The 17,524-nt window shown below is 62.3% G+C and carries 13 protein-coding genes; 1 reads left to right on the forward strand and 12 read right to left on the reverse strand.

Annotated elements, in window-relative coordinates:
• Positions 1 to 71 precede the first annotated feature (71 nt).
• From AC1DCM_RS00745 to AC1DCM_RS00780, 8 genes are all read right to left on the reverse strand, one after another.
• Entirely contained in the window at positions 72 to 1,040 is a 969-nt protein-coding gene (locus AC1DCM_RS00745) for a sugar ABC transporter substrate-binding protein (RefSeq protein WP_131134401.1), read from the reverse strand.
• Positions 1,041 to 1,108: 68 nt separating this feature from the next.
• On the reverse strand, positions 1,109 to 2,107 hold the full coding sequence (locus tag AC1DCM_RS00750; protein ID WP_477516970.1) for an ABC transporter permease: 999 nt from the start codon (positions 2,105 to 2,107) through the stop codon (positions 1,109 to 1,111).
• Positions 2,104 to 2,988 carry an ATP-binding cassette domain-containing protein gene (locus tag AC1DCM_RS00755; RefSeq protein WP_442016903.1) on the reverse strand — a complete coding sequence of 295 codons (885 nt, stop codon included), beginning with the start codon at positions 2,986 to 2,988 and terminating at the stop codon, positions 2,104 to 2,106. Before AC1DCM_RS00755 ends, AC1DCM_RS00750 begins: the two co-directional genes overlap by 4 nt.
• Positions 2,989 to 3,302: 314 nt before the next feature.
• The gene (locus AC1DCM_RS00760; RefSeq protein WP_442016902.1) at positions 3,303 to 4,313 is read right to left on the reverse strand and encodes a Gfo/Idh/MocA family oxidoreductase; all 1,011 of its coding nucleotides are present in this window, start codon (positions 4,311 to 4,313) and stop codon (positions 3,303 to 3,305) included.
• Between the two features lie 22 nt (positions 4,314 to 4,335).
• The gene (locus tag AC1DCM_RS00765; RefSeq protein ID WP_477516971.1) at positions 4,336 to 5,796 is read right to left on the reverse strand and encodes an APC family permease; all 1,461 of its coding nucleotides are present in this window, start codon (positions 5,794 to 5,796) and stop codon (positions 4,336 to 4,338) included.
• Between the two features lie 32 nt (positions 5,797 to 5,828).
• Positions 5,829 to 6,842 (reverse strand): D-2-hydroxyacid dehydrogenase, encoded by a 1,014-nt coding sequence (locus AC1DCM_RS00770; RefSeq protein WP_442016900.1) that lies wholly within the window; start codon positions 6,840 to 6,842, stop codon positions 5,829 to 5,831.
• Positions 6,843 to 6,911: 69 nt separating this feature from the next.
• Entirely contained in the window at positions 6,912 to 8,672 is a 1,761-nt protein-coding gene (locus AC1DCM_RS00775) for an IlvD/Edd family dehydratase (protein WP_165478340.1), read from the reverse strand.
• A 53-nt stretch (positions 8,673 to 8,725) separates the two neighbouring features.
• Positions 8,726 to 9,493, reverse strand: coding sequence for an SDR family NAD(P)-dependent oxidoreductase (locus AC1DCM_RS00780; protein ID WP_442016899.1), 768 nt, complete (start codon positions 9,491 to 9,493; stop codon positions 8,726 to 8,728).
• Between the two features lie 190 nt (positions 9,494 to 9,683).
• Between AC1DCM_RS00780 and AC1DCM_RS00785 the strand changes: the two genes are divergently transcribed.
• Positions 9,684 to 10,868, forward strand: a complete 1,185-nt coding sequence (locus tag AC1DCM_RS00785; protein WP_442016898.1) for a Gfo/Idh/MocA family protein — start codon at positions 9,684 to 9,686, stop codon at positions 10,866 to 10,868.
• Between the two features lie 77 nt (positions 10,869 to 10,945).
• On the opposite strand, the gene AC1DCM_RS00790 is transcribed toward AC1DCM_RS00785, so the two are convergent.
• From AC1DCM_RS00790 to AC1DCM_RS00805, 4 genes are all read right to left on the reverse strand, one after another.
• The gene (locus tag AC1DCM_RS00790) at positions 10,946 to 12,301 is read right to left on the reverse strand and encodes an aldehyde dehydrogenase family protein (protein ID WP_442016897.1); all 1,356 of its coding nucleotides are present in this window, start codon (positions 12,299 to 12,301) and stop codon (positions 10,946 to 10,948) included.
• 93 nt (positions 12,302 to 12,394) lie between these two features.
• Positions 12,395 to 14,356 carry a 3D-(3,5/4)-trihydroxycyclohexane-1,2-dione acylhydrolase (decyclizing) gene (gene iolD, locus AC1DCM_RS00795; RefSeq protein ID WP_442016896.1) on the reverse strand — a complete coding sequence of 654 codons (1,962 nt, stop codon included), beginning with the start codon at positions 14,354 to 14,356 and terminating at the stop codon, positions 12,395 to 12,397.
• Positions 14,357 to 14,547: 191 nt separating this feature from the next.
• Positions 14,548 to 15,681, reverse strand: a complete 1,134-nt coding sequence (locus tag AC1DCM_RS00800) for a Gfo/Idh/MocA family protein (RefSeq protein WP_242633463.1) — start codon at positions 15,679 to 15,681, stop codon at positions 14,548 to 14,550.
• Between the two features lie 81 nt (positions 15,682 to 15,762).
• A complete protein-coding gene (locus tag AC1DCM_RS00805; protein WP_442016895.1) occupies positions 15,763 to 17,523 on the reverse strand; it encodes a hydantoinase B/oxoprolinase family protein in 1,761 nt (586 codons plus the stop codon).
• Position 17,524 lies beyond the last annotated feature (1 nt).

The raw sequence follows: 17,524 nt of genomic DNA on the forward strand, positions 1-17,524 counted from the left end.
TGTGCCAAAACAGAACGGGCACAGTGGAGGGATCCACTGTGCCCGTTACTGAGTCCGTGTCCGGAGGAGAGTTACTTCAGGAACTCAGACAGGTTGTCCTTGGTGATGAGCGTGAACGGCAGCGTGTAGCGGTTGTCCACGTTTGCGCCGTTCAGGAAGTCAGTCACTACCTCAACGGCCTTGACGCCCTGTCCCGCGGAGTCCTGGCGGACCGTTGCGGACATGGTGCCCGCCTTGATGTCCTGCAACGCGGGATCGGTACCGTCGACGCCAACCACTGCCTTGAACTCCGCGGTGCGTCCCGCATCGGCAATGGCGGAAGCCGCACCGATGGCCATTTCGTCGTTGTTGGCCACAACCGCGTCAATCTGGCCGGACGGGAAGCGCTGAAGGGTGTCCTCCATGTTGCGCTTGGCGTCATCCCGGCTGCCCTTGGCCTGGAATTCGGCCACGATCTTGAAGTTCTTATTGATGGTCTTGTCGAAGCCGGACTTGCGGCGGTCGGTCCAGGATGCACCGTAGATGCCTGCCGCGAACACGAGGTTGCCGCCGTTGGGCATCATCTTGTTGAGGTATTCGGCCTGCATCTGGCCGGCCACGGTGTCATCCACGCCGATGTAGCTCTTGTAGCCGACGTCCGATCCGTCGGCGAACTCGGTAGACAAGATGAACAGCGGAATGTTGGCCGCAATGACCCGCTTGGCCGCGTTCTGGCTCGCATCGCCGTCCAGCGGCTGCATGATGACGGCGTCCACCTGACGGGTGAGGAGGTCCTCAACCTGGTTCAGTTCACTGCCGACATCCTTCTTGGAGTCGGTGATGTTGAGCTTGACGCCCTTTTCCTCCGCCGTCTTCTTCATGGCCTCGGTCATGTGGGCCAGGTCCGGGTCTTGCAGGTCAAGGACCACAACGCCGATGTTGTAGGTCTTGGCCGCCCCTCCGCTGCTGCTTGCGTTGCTGCTGCCGGCACACCCGGTGAGGGTGAGTGCTCCTGCAGCCATCATGGCGACCGCCGCGGCGATCTTACGTCGCATACCCATGGTTGTTCCTTTCAGTGGTTTGTGTCTGTGCGTTGGGAGATTGTTGTGATGCGTTGTTTGTTGCTGGGTCAGTCGGACTTCCAGCGGTTCAGTAGGACGGCGAGGACCAGGATCACGCCCTGTACGCCTTGCTGGAAGTAGGAGGAAACGCCCATCAGGTTCATACCGTTCATCACCACGCCCAGCAGAAGCACGCCGATGACGGTTCCTCGGATGGTGCCCACGCCGCCAAAGAGGCTCGTTCCGCCAATGACGACGGCGGCAATCACCTGGAGTTCGTAGCCGGTACCTGCCACCGGCGCCGCGCCGTCCAGACGCGCTGTGAGAACGAGTCCGCCAAGGGCGGCAGTGACGCCTCCAATGAGGTAGACGGTGAACAGTACGCGGCTGGTGGAGATGCCGACTTTCTTGGCCGATTCCTCATTGCCGCCCACAGCGTAGACATGGGAGCCGAATTTGGTTCGGCTCAGCACGAACTCGCAGATGATGGCGGCCACCAGGAAAATGATCACGGGTACCGGGACGGGCCCAATGAAGCCGGATCCCAGCCACTCGGCCGGTCCGCTCAGGCCGGAGACAACCTGCCCGTCTGTGATCACCAATGCTGCTGTGCGGGCTATGGCCATGGTGGCCAAAGTGGCCAGGAAGGGAAGGATGGCTCCCCAGACAACCATCGCCGCGCTCAGGAAACCGACCAACAGCCCGAGGCCAAGTCCGGCGATCAGCGGGAGCCAAAAGGCGCCGCCGCTGGCAGGAGCGAGCAGGGCGAAGGTCATTCCAGCCAGACCGACTACGGAGCCCACCGACAGGTCGATGCCTGCCGTGATCATGATGAAGGTCATTCCCAGTGCGATCAGTCCGATAATGGAGGACTGCCTGACGACGTTCACGATGTTGTTCAGGGTAAGGAAGTTCGGCGCCGCTGCTGCGAGGAAGACCAGGATCACCACGAACAGGATGATGATTCCGTAATCGCCAATGAAGCGCTTGACCTTGGTGGCGGTCATGCCTTCCTTGAGGTCGGCGGGGCCCAGTTTGGTCTTGATGTTGTCCATGGTGATGCTCATGAGTCGCTCCCGTTCGTCGTACCGCGCGCGGCCAGGGCATCAACGGTTTCCATTGATGAAGTGCTTCCGATCCTGCGGCGTTCCTCAGGGATGCCGCTGCCGGTGTCCACGTAGTCGTCCAGAGTGCCGTGGGAAATCAGGTGGGCCACTTGGGCTTCGGAAACCTCGCCGACGCGGAACCGCCCCACCACTTGCCCTTGGCGCATGACGGCGAAGCGGTCTGCCACTGCGAAGGCTTCGTCGAGGCGGTGGGTGATGATGATGACGGCGATGCCCAGGTCCTTGAGGCGCTGGGTTACTTCGATGAGCTTGTCCACCTTGGCCACAGACAGGTTCGCGGTGGGCTCGTCCATGATGATCAGGCGTGCATCGAAGGCAAGGGCGCGTCCGATTGCCACTGCCTGCCGCTGGCCACCGGAGAGTCGCTTGACCTTCAGGCGCGGGTTGATGGGGATGTCCAAGCGTTCCAGTACCCGTTTGGTCTCGGATTCCATCTTCTTCCTGTCGATGATCCTCAACAGCGGACCCAGGATGTTCTTCTGCGGCTCCCGCCCCAGGAAAATATTGGTCCGGACATCGAGGTTGTCTGCCAAGGCAAAGTCTTGGTACACCATCTCGACGCCTTGGTCGCGGGAAGCGGAAGGCGTTGGGAACTCGGTCCGCGTCCCGTCCAACTCAATCGAACCGCGGTCAGGCTGGTAAACGCCCGTCAGCACTTTCATGAGCGTTGACTTGCCGGCGGCGTTGTCTCCAAGAAGTGCGAAGGTTTCGCCGGGCATGACATCGATGCTGACTCCGCGTAAAGCGGACACCGCCCCGAATGTCTTGTGTATGTCCTTGAGGGCGACTAGCGGAGCTGTCGCCGGTGGTGCGTCGGTCATCTCATCCTCTTTTGATAGGGCCATGCAAATGAACCGGTGAAACACCTTTGACAGATGGCCCATCAAACGACGTTGTTTGACTTTGCAGACTTGGGGTATTTCCAAGGAAGCCCCGCAGCTGCGTGACCCTTGCCACACTGTTTCACTTACTTGAACTTTGGCGGACCGGAGAATGCGGCAGATGTGCCACTTTGAAACACCGCCTCGCCTTGAATTGTTGCCGTGGGAAACAATTCACTTTCCTTAAAGGGCAAAGCCCGGCCCGGGCACGGATTGTTGCGAAAGAATCCGTGCCCGAACCGGGCAATCCAGGGTCAGGCCGAGAGGTCCACTGCTATCGCTCCCCCGGTCCGGGCGGATTTCTCCGCCGCGTCAGCCAGAATCAGGGCCGCACGGCCGTCCTCGAAGCCGGGGCTCCGGGAGGGAAGCCCGCGGACAGCGCGCAGGAACTCTGCCACTTCAAGCCGGTACGCCTCCGCGTAGCGCTCCAGGAAGAAGTTCTGGTATGGACCTATCCCCTCGACGGACCGGGCGCCCCAGTGCCGGACCAGGCTATCGTTCTTGTTCGCCACCTGAAGCAAGCCCCCGGATCCGAAGGCCTCGATGCGCTGGTCATAGCCGTACGCAGAGTGCCGCGAATTGAGGATGGTCACGAGTTCATCCTTGGACCCACGCAGCGTGACGACGGTCGAATCGAAGTCATCGGCCGCGCGGATAGCGTCGCTGAAGACGTTTGCTCCCTTGGCCGAGACCTCCACGATGTCAGGGATGAAGTAGCGAGCCATGTCCAGGTCATGGATGGTCATGTCCCGGAAGATCCCACCGGACTGAAGAAGGTACGCCGCAGGAGGTTCTCCGGGATCCCTGCTGGTGATAATCAGTTGTTCCAAGACACCGATCTCGCCCGCCCCCACACGCCGCCTGAGCTCCACGAAATGCCTGTCAAAGCGCTTGTTGAAGCCCAGTGCGATGGGAAGGTCGGCAGCTGCCGCCTTGGCCCGGAGAGCATCGACCCGCGCAATCTCAAGGTCGATTGGCTTCTCGCACAGAACCGGGATCCCGGCGTCGATCGACTGTTCAATGAGGTCCACGTGAGTGGCCGTCGGAGAGGCGACAATAACGGCGTCGACTTCCCCGGAAGCAAAGACCTCATCCGGATCGTCGCTCACGCGCCCACCGTATTCGGCGGCTGTTCGCTTGGCACCCTCTATAAAGGGATCGCACACCCAGGCCAACGTTGCTTCTTCCAAGGTTGCCAAACTCATGGCGTGTACTTGACCGATCCTGCCGGTCCCGAACAGGCCAACTCTGATCTGTTTCGTCATTGAGTCTCCAGGTGTTGAAGTGTCATTGGTCGATTTTCTGCCGGCCCAAGCGTGCATAAACATCCGGACGCTTTGAACGCAGGACGTACGCGTAGATAATTCCGCCAACGAACAAGGCGAAAGTGAAGGTCATGAAAATCGCAGTCATGAGGGCTGAACCGCCGATCAGTTCCGGGTAATTCGCAATGGCCAGGTAGGTGATCAAGCCGAGGAAGATCACGCTGACTATTGGCGCCACAATGGTCTTCCATACGGATTCCGGAGCGAAACTGCGACGGCGAACAAAGTAGACCAGCACAGCGAAGCTCGTGATGAACATCAAGAGCAGAACGGAGAAAGTGCCACTACCGCTCGCGATCGGGTAAAGAGCTTCAGGAGCAACTCCCACCACAGTGAAAACCACTGTGGCTACGGCCCAGAGAAGGCCCACGCCCACTGCCGAAACGTAGGGTGACTTGTGGCGGGGGTGCACCCGGCCCAGGGCCTTCGGAAGCGCCCCATCAGCGGCAAGCGAGAAGCTGTACCGCGCAGCGATGTTCTGGATGGACAGCATGGAAGCCAGGATGGACGTGATGAGCAGGACAATCCCGACGTCTGCAAAGATCTTGCCAACCAAAACAGTTGCGCCGTCGTTGAACAGGTTTACCGTGTTGRCCTTGGCTTCTTCCTGAACGTGGTCAGCTCCCAGGAATGCCGTATAGGCCCAGGCGGCCGCCGCGTAGAACAGACCGATGCCAACCACCGCCAGGTAAGTTGCCCGGGGAATCGTCCGGTCCGGATTCTTAACCTCATCGCGGTAAATGACCGTTGCCTCGAAACCGAAGAAGTTGCCAACCGCAAACAGCAGTGCAAGGCCCAATCCGGCGTCGGTAATCCAAGGCATGGAGAATCCGACGCCTTGGGACACATCGCCTGAGGCAAACGCCGCAACATCGAAGATGATGACCACGGTGGACTCCAGCAGCATGACAACTGTTAGCACCTTCGCAGAAAGGTCGATCCGGTTGTACGCCAACATAGTGGTGATGACGATGATGCCCAGCCCGTACCAATACCACGGGATTTCCGGACCGCCCATGGTATTGACCACAAAGCTCTGCAGCGTGAGGGCGAACAGGGACGGCGCGAAGAATCCGATGAAGATGTAGCCCACCAGGGCCAAGAGCGCCCCGCCAAGCCCCGCCGGCTTTCCCAGCCCTGCGGTGACGAAGGAGTAGAAGCCACCTGGCGCCTCGACGCTCCGGCTCATCTTGACGAACCCCACCGAGAAGATCAGCAGCATCAGCGTCACCAGGAGATAAATCCCCGGAGCAGTGTGGCCGCTGAAAAGTAGCATTACGGGCAAGGTGCCGGCAACGGTGGTCAGCGGGGAAGAGAACGCGAGCACGTTCATCACGAGCTCGCCCACCCCCATATTTCCGCTGAGCTTGTTTTCCTGGGTCTGGGTAGGCGTTATTGGCTTGCCTTTTATTGAGCTAGACATGTAATCCTCGTCACGAAATTTAGAGTGCTGAATCACACTATCGACGCGGATTGTGGGAGTACTGTACCAGCTTGAGACAGCCCTTTTGGAGCAGTCCCGCCGAGCTTTTTCAGGTCCACGACGTCGCCCAGCGGCTGCCCTGTCTTCCACTGCTGCAGGTTCTTTGCAAAGCAGTCCACCACACGTCCGCGCCACCCGATCAGGTCACCGGAGGCATGGGGCGAAACCAGGATGTTGCTGCGGCTCCACAGCGGATTTTCGGCCGCCAAGGGTTCGTTCTCGAAAACGTCCAAGGCTGCCGCACCCAAGTGACCTGCGTCGATCGCATCGAGGAGGTCCTGCTCCACCACCACGGCCCCGCGGCCTACGTTGACCAACCGGGCACCGGCACGCATCTTATCGAACCGGGCGGCGTTGAACAGGCCGCGGGTCTCCTCCGTGAGGGGAACAGTCAGCACCACGTCCTGGGCCTTTCCAAGGAGCGCATCCAGCTCTACGAAGGAGGCAATGGCGCCCAACTGCTTGTCCTCGCGGGCGGTCCGGCCCACCACCGACACCTCCATGCCCGCCGCGCGCAACAGCAATACAGTTTCGCGTCCCACCGGTCCCGGGCCGACCACCAGCACGTTGCGGCCCAGCAACGGCTCGGTTTCCCGGTGCTGCCATGTCCGCGCCTGCTGCAGCTCGATGGTTCGCCGCAGATCCTTGGTGAACATCAACAGCACGCCAAGGACCCATTCCGCGATGGGCCTCTCGCACACGCCCCGTGAGTTGCTGACAACAATGTCGCTGTTGATGATCTCCTCGGTCATGAGGCTGTCGACGCCGATGCTGGAGGTGTGGATCCACCGCAACTGTCCCGGGCCAACGTCGCGCAGGAGCTTTGTCCGGAAATCGTTGAGGAACAGGATCTCCGTTCCCGGCAGCGCCGCCCGGAACTCGTCCGCCGTCCGGACCACCACCACCTCCGCTTCGTCCTTCAGACGTTCCACGGGTGGCACCGGCCGGCCCTCCTGGACGATGACAATCACTTTAGGTCGTGACATATTTTCTCCTTATTAAGGGGCGCTTCCGCAGGAGCGCCCCTAAAACTCGTGCTTAGTATCGGCGGCGGCCTACCAGCCGCCCTGCCAACCGCTCATCAGTCCGTACGGCAGCCGTTGCGGCTCTTCATCCGGCAAACCCTTGAGGAAGTCGAAGTCGCAGCCCTCATGTGCCTGGTTCACGTGGTCGATGAACAAACGTCCGTAGCCGCGCCGGTATTTTGGCGCGGGGAGCTTGAGCTCGGCCAATCGGGCCTCGATCTCTTCGGCAGGGACGTCCAGGTCGAGGCGCTGATTTTCGACGTCCAGCACGATCGGATCGCCGTCGCGGACAATGGCCAGCGGACCGCCCACAGCAGCCTCCGGCGAAACATGCAGGACCGTGGTGCCGAAGGCCGTGCCACTCATTCGCGCATCGGAGATCCGGACAATGTCCCGGATGCCCCGGCGCAGCAGCCTCTCCGGAATGGGAAGCATGCCCCACTCGGGCATACCGGGAGCTCCTACGGGGCCGCTGTTGCGCAAGACCAGTACGGAGTCTTCCGTGATATCCAGATCTGGATCATCAATCCTGCGGCCGAGGTCGTAAATGTCCTCGAACACCACCGCCGACCCCTTGTGCTGCAGCAGGTCCTTGGAGGCTGCGCTTCTCTTGATCACGGCACCATTGGGTGCCAAGGAGCCACGGACGACGGCGATGCCACCTGAAGCGTCGAAGGGTTCTTGGAGGGTGCTGACTACGACGCCGTCCGGCTCCGGTGCCGTCTTGTAGCCATCTTCAAGGGACTCACCCGTGACGGTGATGGCGTCCTTGTTCAGGAGTGGCGCCAGCTCCTTGAGTACCGTGGAGATGCCACCTACCTGGAACAGCTGCTGCACCAAGTATTCACCCGATGGGCGGACATTGACGATGCGAGGCGTGCGCTGCGAGATTTCGTGGAAGCGATCCAACGGCAGCTCGTAACCAACGCGCCTCGCTAGCGCCAGGAGATGCACGACGGCATTGGTGGAGCCACCTACAGCCATCAAGAGCGTGATGGCGTTATCAAAGGCTTCTTTGGTCAAGATTTCGCTGGGTTTCGGCCCCTGGGTCAGGGCCATTTCCACTGCCCTGCGTCCTGTGGCTTCGGCTGCTTGGGCGCGGCGCGCGTCCACTGCAGGGATTGAGGCAGTACCCGGCAGGCACATGCCCAGGGCTTCGACGAGGGATGTCATGGTGGAGGCAGTGCCCATCTCACTGCAGTGTCCGGCAGATGGTTTCGCTGCGGATTCAAGCTCGTCGAAGTCCGCCTCGGTGATCTTTCCTGCACGCAACTCATCTGCGTACTTCCAGGTGTCAGTGCCAACCCCGAGCTGCTTCCCCCGGAAGTGGGCGGGCTCCTGGGGGCCTCCCGTCAGCATGATGGTGGGAACATCCGCACTGGCGGCACCCATGAGCTGTGCTGGGACGGTTTTGTCACAGCCGCCCAGAAGCACGATGGCATCCAGCGGGTAGGCGCGGATGGACTCTTCAACGTCCATGGCCATCAGGTTCCGGAACTGCATGGCAGAGGGCTTCATCAAGCTCTCACCCAGGGAGATCGTCGGGAACTCCAGCGGCAGCCCGCCAGCCATGAGGACCCCGCGCTTCACGGCGTCGGCCAACAGTTTGAAGTGGATGTTGCAGTTGACCAGTTCCGACCAGGAGTTTGCTATGCCAATGACTGGCTTGTCTTTGAGGGCGAAGCGTGAGAAGCCTTCAGCCTGGATGGCGGTGCGGTGTACGAATCCGGTGAGGTCGTGTGGCGCGAACCATCGTGCGCTGCGGAGGTCGTTGTAGTTCGACTCGGACATATCTTTCAAGGCTCCTTGGCTTGTTTGTCTCTATGAGGTCTTGGGTGTGGCAGTTACGCGGCGGATGTGCCGCCGTCGAACGCCATGCTGGTGCCGGTGGCGAAGGTGCCGTCAACGGCCAGGAAATAGATGGCTGCTGCCACCTCCTCGGGATCAGCGAACCGGCGCAGCGGCACAGTGCTTTGCTTCTGTTGCAGAGCCAGGACGGGATCCGGCTCGGCGTCCAGGCCCGAGCGCAGCATGGGCGTATCAATCGGACCGGGGCAGACGGCATTGACGCGGACATTGGGCGCCAGCTCCACGGCAAGCGCCTTGGTAAGCCCCACCACGCCCGCCTTGGCTGCGCAGTAATGGGCCAACCCGGCGACCCCCATGGTTGCAAGGTCCGAGGCGACATTGACGATCGCCCCTCCCCCGGTTCTGCGCAGGTGGAGTCCTGCTTCTCGCGCGACGTAGAACGTACCGGAGAGGTTGGTGTCCAGCGTTTCGCGCCAGCGGTGCTCGTCCAGGTCCTCAAGGGCCGCGAAGCCGGCAACACCCGCGGCGTTGACGGCCACGTCCAGCCCACCGAGGGAGTGAATCGCGCCCCGGACGCCGTTCCGGACTGATTCGGCGTCGGCAACGTCGGTGATCACCTGGTAAGCACCGCCGTCGATGTCGTCCGCCACGCGCTGAAGTTCCCCCGCACGTCGGCCAAGCAGGGCTACGCGTGCACCCCGGGCTGCGAACAGTTTCGCGGTCGCTTCCCCGACGCCGGACGTGGCGCCTGTGACGAGCACCCGCAAGGGTTCCGTCCGATTCCACGTGTTGCGGTCCATCATCGTCGACAGGCTCCTCTTTTTTGGCGTTGCTGGACTAGTACGTTCCACTCAAACAGCAGGAGGCCTTCGCTGGATGTCTCAGATTGAGACACAGCGCACACTCCTGGCGTTAATAGGCTGATCCGCAGATGCTGCCTTTCTGTGCGGCACAGCACACCGCCGGAGAACGGCACAAACTAAGGAGTCCACTTTGGAAGACCAGAACCGTATTGGCGTTGGCCTCATCTCGGTGGGGTGGATGGGGCGCCTGCATTCCCGCGCCTACCTCGCCACCAAACAGTTCTTCCCTGAACTGCCGCGCCACCCAGAGCTTGTGATCGCCGCCGACCCCGACGACGCCGGCCGCCACCACGCCGAGGACGCGCTCGGATACAAGGAAACGGCTACCGACTACCGCAAAGTGCTCGAGAACCCAGACGTCGATGTCGTCTCGATCTGCTCCCCCAACTTCCTGCACCACGAAATCGCCCTGGCAACCATCGAAGCGGGCAAGCACTTCTGGATCGAGAAGCCCATGGGCCGCAGTGCCCGGGAATCCCGCGAGATTGCCCAAGGTGCCGAGGCTGCTGGACTCATCACGTCCGTGGGGTTCAACTACCGGCATGCACCGGCCGTAGCTGAAGCCAGGCGGCTCATCCGCTCCGGGGCGCTGGGCAAGGTGACCAACGTGCAGATCCGACTGCTCACCGGTTACGCTTCGGACCCCACCCAGGTTTTCACATGGCGCTACGAGCAGGCACGAGCGGGCTCCGGTGTCCTGGGCGATGTCCTCAGCCACGGTTTCGACCTCGCACAGTTCCTGGTTGGGCGCATCACTTCGCTCAATGCCGTCACGGAGACATTCATCAAGGACCGCCCGCTGCCCGCCGGCAATTCTTCCAACTCCTTCGATATGGGCCAGGCCTCCGATGTCACCCGAGAGGTGGAAAACGAGGACTACACCGCTATGCTGGCCCGCTTCGAAGGCGGCGCGATCGGCATGTTCGAATCCACGCGCGTTGCCATTGGGCCGCACGCCGAATACATCATCGAGGTGTACGGCACGGAAGGCTCGCTGCGCTGGAACTTCGAACGAATGAACCAGCTTGAGCTCGCCACCGACCGCAGCGGGTACCGCACCATCATGACACCACCGTCCTATGGCGAATTCGGTCGCTTCCAACCGGGCCCCGGCCCGGGCATCGGCTTCAACGACCTCAAGACCATCGAGGCCGCGCTGTTCCTGCGCTCCGTCGCTGAAGGAAAGCAGTTGGGACCCTCCGCCGCCGATGGTTGGTCGGCTTCGGAGCTGGTGGATGCCTCGCTGCGCAGCGCCGGTTCCGGCGACTGGGTGGAGATTCCGGAAGTCTCCGGGAAGACGACGTACGGGGCCTAAGCCCTTTGGACACAGAAGGAGGCCGGATCGCGATGATCCGGCCTCCCTTTTGGTGCGCTGATTTTGCTGCGCTGAAGCTACTTGGCGAAGCGGAACAGCTTCTTGTTGGCGAATTCCAGCATGCCCACCTTGCCGAGTTCGCGGCCGTACCCGGACTTCTTGACGCCGCCGAACGGCACGTCCGCACCGCTGAGGTCGTAGGCACCCACGAAGACCATACCGACGTCGAGCTGGTTGCCGACGCGCTCGGCGCGCTCCACGTCGTCGCAAATCACCACGGAGCCCAGGCCGTACGGCGAGGAGTTGGCCAGTTTGATCGCTTCCTCGTCGCTGCCGACCCTGTACAACTGGGCCACGGGGCCAAAGAGCTCCTCGCTGTAGACATCCATGGACGGGGTGATGTTGGTGATCACCGTCGGCGTGAAGACGTTGCCCTTGGGCTCATTGTTGCCCACCAGGATCTCGGCGCCCTGGTCCAAGGCGCCCTGCACCTGCGAGGCCAGGAATTTGGTGGCCGAATCGGAAGACATCGGCCCGAAATCGCCGTTCTCGTAGGACTGTCCGGCGATGGCGGCCTTGAACTTCTCCGAGAACTCGTCGAAGTACTTGTCCATCACCACGATCCTCTTGGAACCGTTGCACGACTGGCCCGTGTTGCCCATGCGGCCCATTACGGCCTTCTTCACCGCAAGGTCCACGTCGTCCGTGTCCAGAACAAGGAACACATCGGCGCCGCCAAGCTCCAGTACGCACTTCTTCAGCGCGCGCCCCGCCTGCTCAGCCACGATCGCTCCCACCTGCTCCGAACCGGTAAGTGAGACACCCTGCACACGGTCGTCGGCAATGATCTCCGAGATCTGCTGATGGGTGGCGAACAGGTTGACGTAGGCGCCCTCCGGGAAGCCTGCGTCGCGGAAGAGTTCCTCCAGCGCCAACGCCGATTCGGGGCACTGGCTGGCGTGGCGGACGATAACAGTGTTGCCCAGAATGATATTCGGAATCGCGAACCGTGCCACCTGGTAGTAGGGGTAGTTCCACGGCATGATGCCCAGGATCACGCCAAGGCCCTGGTACCGGAAGAAGCTCCGGAGCCCGTCGGCTACTTCGAGTTGCTCATCGGCCAGCCATTCCTCGGCATGCTCGGCGAAAGCAGCTGCGATGGACCCGGAGAACTCGGCCTCGCCCACGGCCTGCTGCAGCGGCTTGCCCATTTCACGGTTGATGATGGCGGCCAGCTTGTCCTTGCGCTCGACAAACAGGTCCGCAAGACGCTTGGCCAAGGCCGCGCGCTCGGCCACCGTGGTGGTGCGGGACCACTCCTGGTAGGTCTGCTGGGCGGCGCTGAGCCCGGCTTCCACCTCTGCGTCAGTGGCGGCGGGGTACTCAGCATGGATGGTTCCGGTGGCCGGATCAGTAACGGCAAATGCGCTCATAATGAATGCTCCTTTGTTACGAAAATCAGAAAGAACGGGCAAGCCCGTAAGACGACGGGCGGGACCGCTGCGTAGCGATCCCGCCCGGTGCGCTTAGCGCGTTTCAGGTGCGGTGGTGGCAGCGTAGAAGCGCTGGCGCTCACGGCCCTTGAGGTGCTTGGCAGCACCCTCCAGGGTGGCGGGTCGCTCCGAAGTCATCGGAGCTCCAACGTCCCAGAAGGCGCCATTGCCGGAAAGGTAGCGCCACGGCTCAACACGGGCCACGATCACGGCGGGGCCCTCGGCTTCCTGTGCTTCGGTGAGGGCGGCCGAGAACTCTTGGATCGTCGTCGTGGACCAGGCAGCACAGCCCATGCTGGCTGCGTTGGCTGCGATGTCGAAGTCGAGGATCGCCCCGTCCAGTCGACCTGACTCTTTGCTGCGTTCCCGGTACTGGGTGCCGAATTCGCGGCCCGGACCACCCTTAGCAACCTGGAGGGGCCAGATGCACTGGTGTCCGCGGTTGTCGATCACGATCGTGATGATCTTCTTGCGTTCCTGGACAGCCGTGACCAATTCCGTGGGCTGCATGAAGTAGGTACCGTCACCGATCAGGACGTACACCTCGCCCGGCGCTTCGGGACGGGCCAAACGGTAGCCGAGGCCGGCCGGGATCTCATGGCCCATGCAGGAGTTGGCGTATTCGAAGTGAATTTCGGTGCCGTTGGAGGGATCCCACGCTTTATGGATGCCTTCAACCACGCCGCCGGAGCCCAAAATCAGGGCATCGTCGCTGGTGGTGCGCTTGTTGAGTACGTCAATCACCTGGGCCTGGCTCATCAGTTCGCCGGCGAAATCCTGAAGGTCGTGCTTGCGCACCTCCTGCGTGGCCTTGCGGGCATCTGCGATGTCGCTGCGGAACTCGTCCGACGTCGAGTATCCGACGGTGGCGAGGCGCTCCCGCACGGCGGCCAGGTTCAGCTTGGCATCCCCGATCACGGGGAACGAGCCCATCTTGTGGGCGTCGAACGAACCCACGTTGAGGTTCACGAACTTTACGTCCGGGTTTTGGAAGAGCGAGTGGGAAGCGGTGATGAAGTCCTGCAGGCGTGAACCCACTGTCACCACCACATCAGCACCATCTGCGATCTCGTTGGCGCCCACGGTTCCGGTCACACCCAGCGCACCGAGGTTGAGATCGGTGATGGGTCCGCTGCCCTTGCCTGCGTAGGTCTCTGACACCGGGATGCCGAATTCCGCGCTGAAGCGTGCCAGTTCGTCTTGTGCCTTGGAGTAGCGGACACCGCCACCGGAGATCAGCAGCGGACGCTTGGCGTTGCGGATGATTTCGACGGCGTCGCGCAGCTCGTCTTCAACGGCCGGGCGACGGCGGATGTGCCAGACGCGCGGGGTGAAAAAGGACTCCGGGAAGTCGAACTCGGCACCTTGGATGTCTTGCGGAAGGCAAACCACCACGGCACCGGTTTCCACCGGGTCGGTGAGGACGCGCATGGCCTCCGGGAGCGTTGACAGCAACTGTGCAGGGTGGGTGATCCGGTCGAAGTATCGGCTGACGGGACGGAAGCAGTCGTTGGCGGAAACATCTCGCTCAACGGGGTGCTCGATCTGCTGCAGCACCGGGTCGCCGAACCGGTTGTTGATGATGTCCGCGGGGAACAGCAACACAGGGAGGCGGTTGGTGGTGGCCGTGGCGGCACCGGAGACCATATTGGTGGATCCTGGGCCTGCTGAAGCGGTGCAGGCCAGAGTGGCAGCACGGTTGGAAGCCTTCGCGAAACCAATGGCCGCATGGACCATGGATTGCTCGTTCTTGCCCTGGTAATGCGGGAAGTCCACGCCGTATTCGTCGATGCCCTGGGCCAGGCCAACGGAGTTGCCGTGCCCGAAGATGCCGTACATACCGGCGATCAGACGCCGTTTTTCACCATCGAGTTCGCTGTACTGGACCTGCAAATACTCAACGATCGCTTGTGCGACAGTGCGGCGGCGGACGGCCTTTTTATCGGCTGCGATATTGACCTCGGTGCCGATATCAGCAGCGGCTGTGCTAGTCATGGGTTCTCCTAAATTCGTAGGTGCGTCGGCATTTGCAAACCGATTCGCCCGAACATCAGGTTTTCACCATGGGGAAGCAAAGTTGTGTCCCAGTTTGGGACGCAGCAACCCATGTGCCCGGACACGAAAACAACAGCAGCCGACGGCGGTACGCGCGTACCGCCGTCGGCTGCTGTTTGTTTTCGGTTGTCTTAGTCGAAGCGGTAAGGCTCCTGCGGTCCCACGGAGGGCAGCGGCCGGGGCCGCTCGCAGGTACTTTTGATCGCGATGTGCTTGCCCTGCTCCGAGGACGCCTCGAAGGCGAGGAGGACTTCCAGGACGTGGTAGGCGAAGTCGCCGCCGGTCCGGGGTTCCACGCCGTTGCGGATGGCGTAACCGAATTCGGCCAGGCCGATGCCACGGTAGGCGTCGTCCCGGTGGGTGATGGGTGTTTCGCGCCAATCTCCGCCACCGGGAGGGGTCATGTCCAGTGCAAGGTCGCCAGGCTCGCCGCGGCGCAGCACGGGAGCGCCGGAGAAGTGGTCCGGGTTCGGGGCGGCCAGCGAACCGCCCGTGCCGTAGATTTCCAGGTGCGGCAGGTTGTGGTTCCAGATGTCCCAGCTGACGATCACCGTAGCTGTGGCGCTGGACTCGAAGTCGAGGGTGCCCGTGACGTGCGTAGGGGTCTGGATCTGGATGACTTCGCCCTCCTTGCCGGGGCGGGGACGGGTCTCGGACGAACGCGGCGTGGTTGCTGAGACGCGGGAAACGGGGCCGAAGAAGTTCACCAGGTTGGTGATCAGGTACGGTCCGATGTCCAGCATGGGGCCAGCTCCGGGGCTGTAGAACGGGTCCACGTTCGGGTGCCAGTGCTCATAACCGCGGCACGCGAAGGACGCGAAAGCTGCAACAGGCTCACCGATCCAGCCGTCGTCGATGAGCTTGCGGCTGGTCTGCATGCCGGAACCCAGGAAGGTGGTGGGAGCGGAGCCAACCTTGACGCCGGCTTCCCGTGCCGCGTCCAGGATCTGCTTCGCTTCCTCAAGGGACGTGGCGAAGGGCTTCTCGGAAAGGACATGCTTGCCGGCCGCGATCGCCTGGAGGGTGACCGGTGCATGGAGCTTGGGCGGCGTGAGGTTGAGGACCAACTCCACGTCTTCATCTGCGAGCAACTCGTCCGGGGTGAGGGCCTTGGGAACGTCGTACTCGGCAGCACGCTTCCGGACTGCCTCGGGGTTCACATCCGCGAGCGCAACGATGTTGACGTCGGGGTGGACGCCGATCTTGTCCAGGTATTGGTTAAGTACATTTCCGACGCCGATGATGCCGACTCGAATGGGTTCCATGTGAATCTCCGTAAATGTTTGTTGGAACATCCCGAGGCGAGGAATATACCCCGCCTCGGGATGGGTTGCGATAGCTGTCGGCTAGCCGGCCAGGCGTTCCTGGCGGGCCTTCGCTGTGGCTGCCTCGTCAACTGCGCCGTCGGTGATGACCACGCCGTAATCGGCAGCTGCTGCCTCGGCAGTGACGCGGGATTCCCGGTAGTCGTCGAGGACTGCGAGGACGTCACGCTCCAGCGGATCGCCGTAGCCGCCACCGCCGGGGGTGATGGATACGACCTTCTCGCCCGACTGCAGGTCGTAGCGGCCTACTACCGGGATCTCGCGCCGCTCGCCGGTCTTGAGGTCCTCTACCCAGGCGGACGGTTCTGCCCCGTCGTGGCCACCACGGACACCTTTGGGCGGGTTGATCTTGCCTTCGATGCCGTAGGTGAGGGTGACGCTCTCCCCACGGGGTTCCATGGTGACGCGGGTTGCGAGTCCGCCGCGCTGGCGGCCGGCTCCGCCGGTGTCTGCTACCAGGGTGCGTTCGTGAACCAGGATCGGGTAGCGCTGCTCGTCCACTTCCACGCTGTCGTGGTACAGCAGGGCGCCGCACACTGGACGCTGGTAGGTGGGCCATCCGTCGACGAACGGGGTAGCCGGCCCGCCGACACCGCCTACCAGGATCTGGTTTACATAGGCGTTGCCGTTGCGTTCGTCCGTGCCGGAGATGACCGACTTGGCGGGTGCCTGGCCGGCCGCACCCTCGGCGGTGCCGTATCCGTCGTCGATCTGGGAGAACGCGGCCTGGACGATGTTCACTACGCGGTCGGCGAGGTTGGTGGTGCCCGAGGAGCAGGAGTACGGGTGCTTCGGAACACCGACGGCGCAGCCGTCACGCAGCAGCACTTCCACCCGGCGGAAGGTTCCAGCGTTGCTCGGCAGGTTCTCCGGAATACCGGAAAGGATGCCGGCCAATGCGGCGCCGGTGGCCGTTGCCTTGGTGAGGTTTAAGCCGTTGGGAAGGTTGTCCGGGTTGTCGCGCAGGTCGATCACAATCTTGCCCTGCTTGGGCTTCACCTCGAGGGTCGCCTGCAGCTGCACGCCGTCCGGTCCGGTGCCGGGGAAGGGATCGTGGGCAGAGGTGCCGTGGAGGACGTACTCGGGCAGCTTCTCGATTGCGCCGGCGGTCAGTCGCTCGGAGTAGTCGAACCAGGCGTCCACAAAGTCCACCAGGTCATCGACTCCGAACTTTTCTGCGAGCTCGTGGATGCGGCGCTCGGCGATACGGGAAGCACCCACGGATGCGAGGTAGTCGCCGTACCACTGGTCGGGCACACGGATGCGGGACCTGCACATGCGGATGATGTCGTCGATGTCTGTGTAGTCGCGCTGGATCCGGACGCAGGGGAAGATCAGCGCGCCTTCCTCATAGACATCCCGCGCTGTTGCGAAGAACGTGGTGGGAAGCGAGTTGCCGCAGTCGGCCTGGTGGGCCTTCGTCACGGCGGTGAAGAGGTGGCGTCCTTGGATGAAGATGGGCACCAGGATCACGTGGTCTGCAGCGTGCGAGTTACCCATGTAGGGATCGTTGTGCAGGAACGCGTCGCCTTCCCGGATGTCCTTGTGCAGTTCCACCATGTCTTCGCCCAGCGGACCGGCACCGAAGACGTGCACGGGGACTCCTTCGGCCGCGGCGAGCAGTTGGTTGTCTGCAGTCAGTACGGCGCAGGAGAAGTCGCGGGCGGTGTTGATGACTGATGAGCGGGCGGAGCGGAGCAGGCCGTTGGTCATTTCGCGGACGATGCCGTCGAATGCGTTGGCAAGGACCGAGAGCTTTACGGGGTCGAATACGCGGGTCACG

The sequence above is a fragment of the Paenarthrobacter sp. 10N417 genome (genome assembly GCF_056394745.1).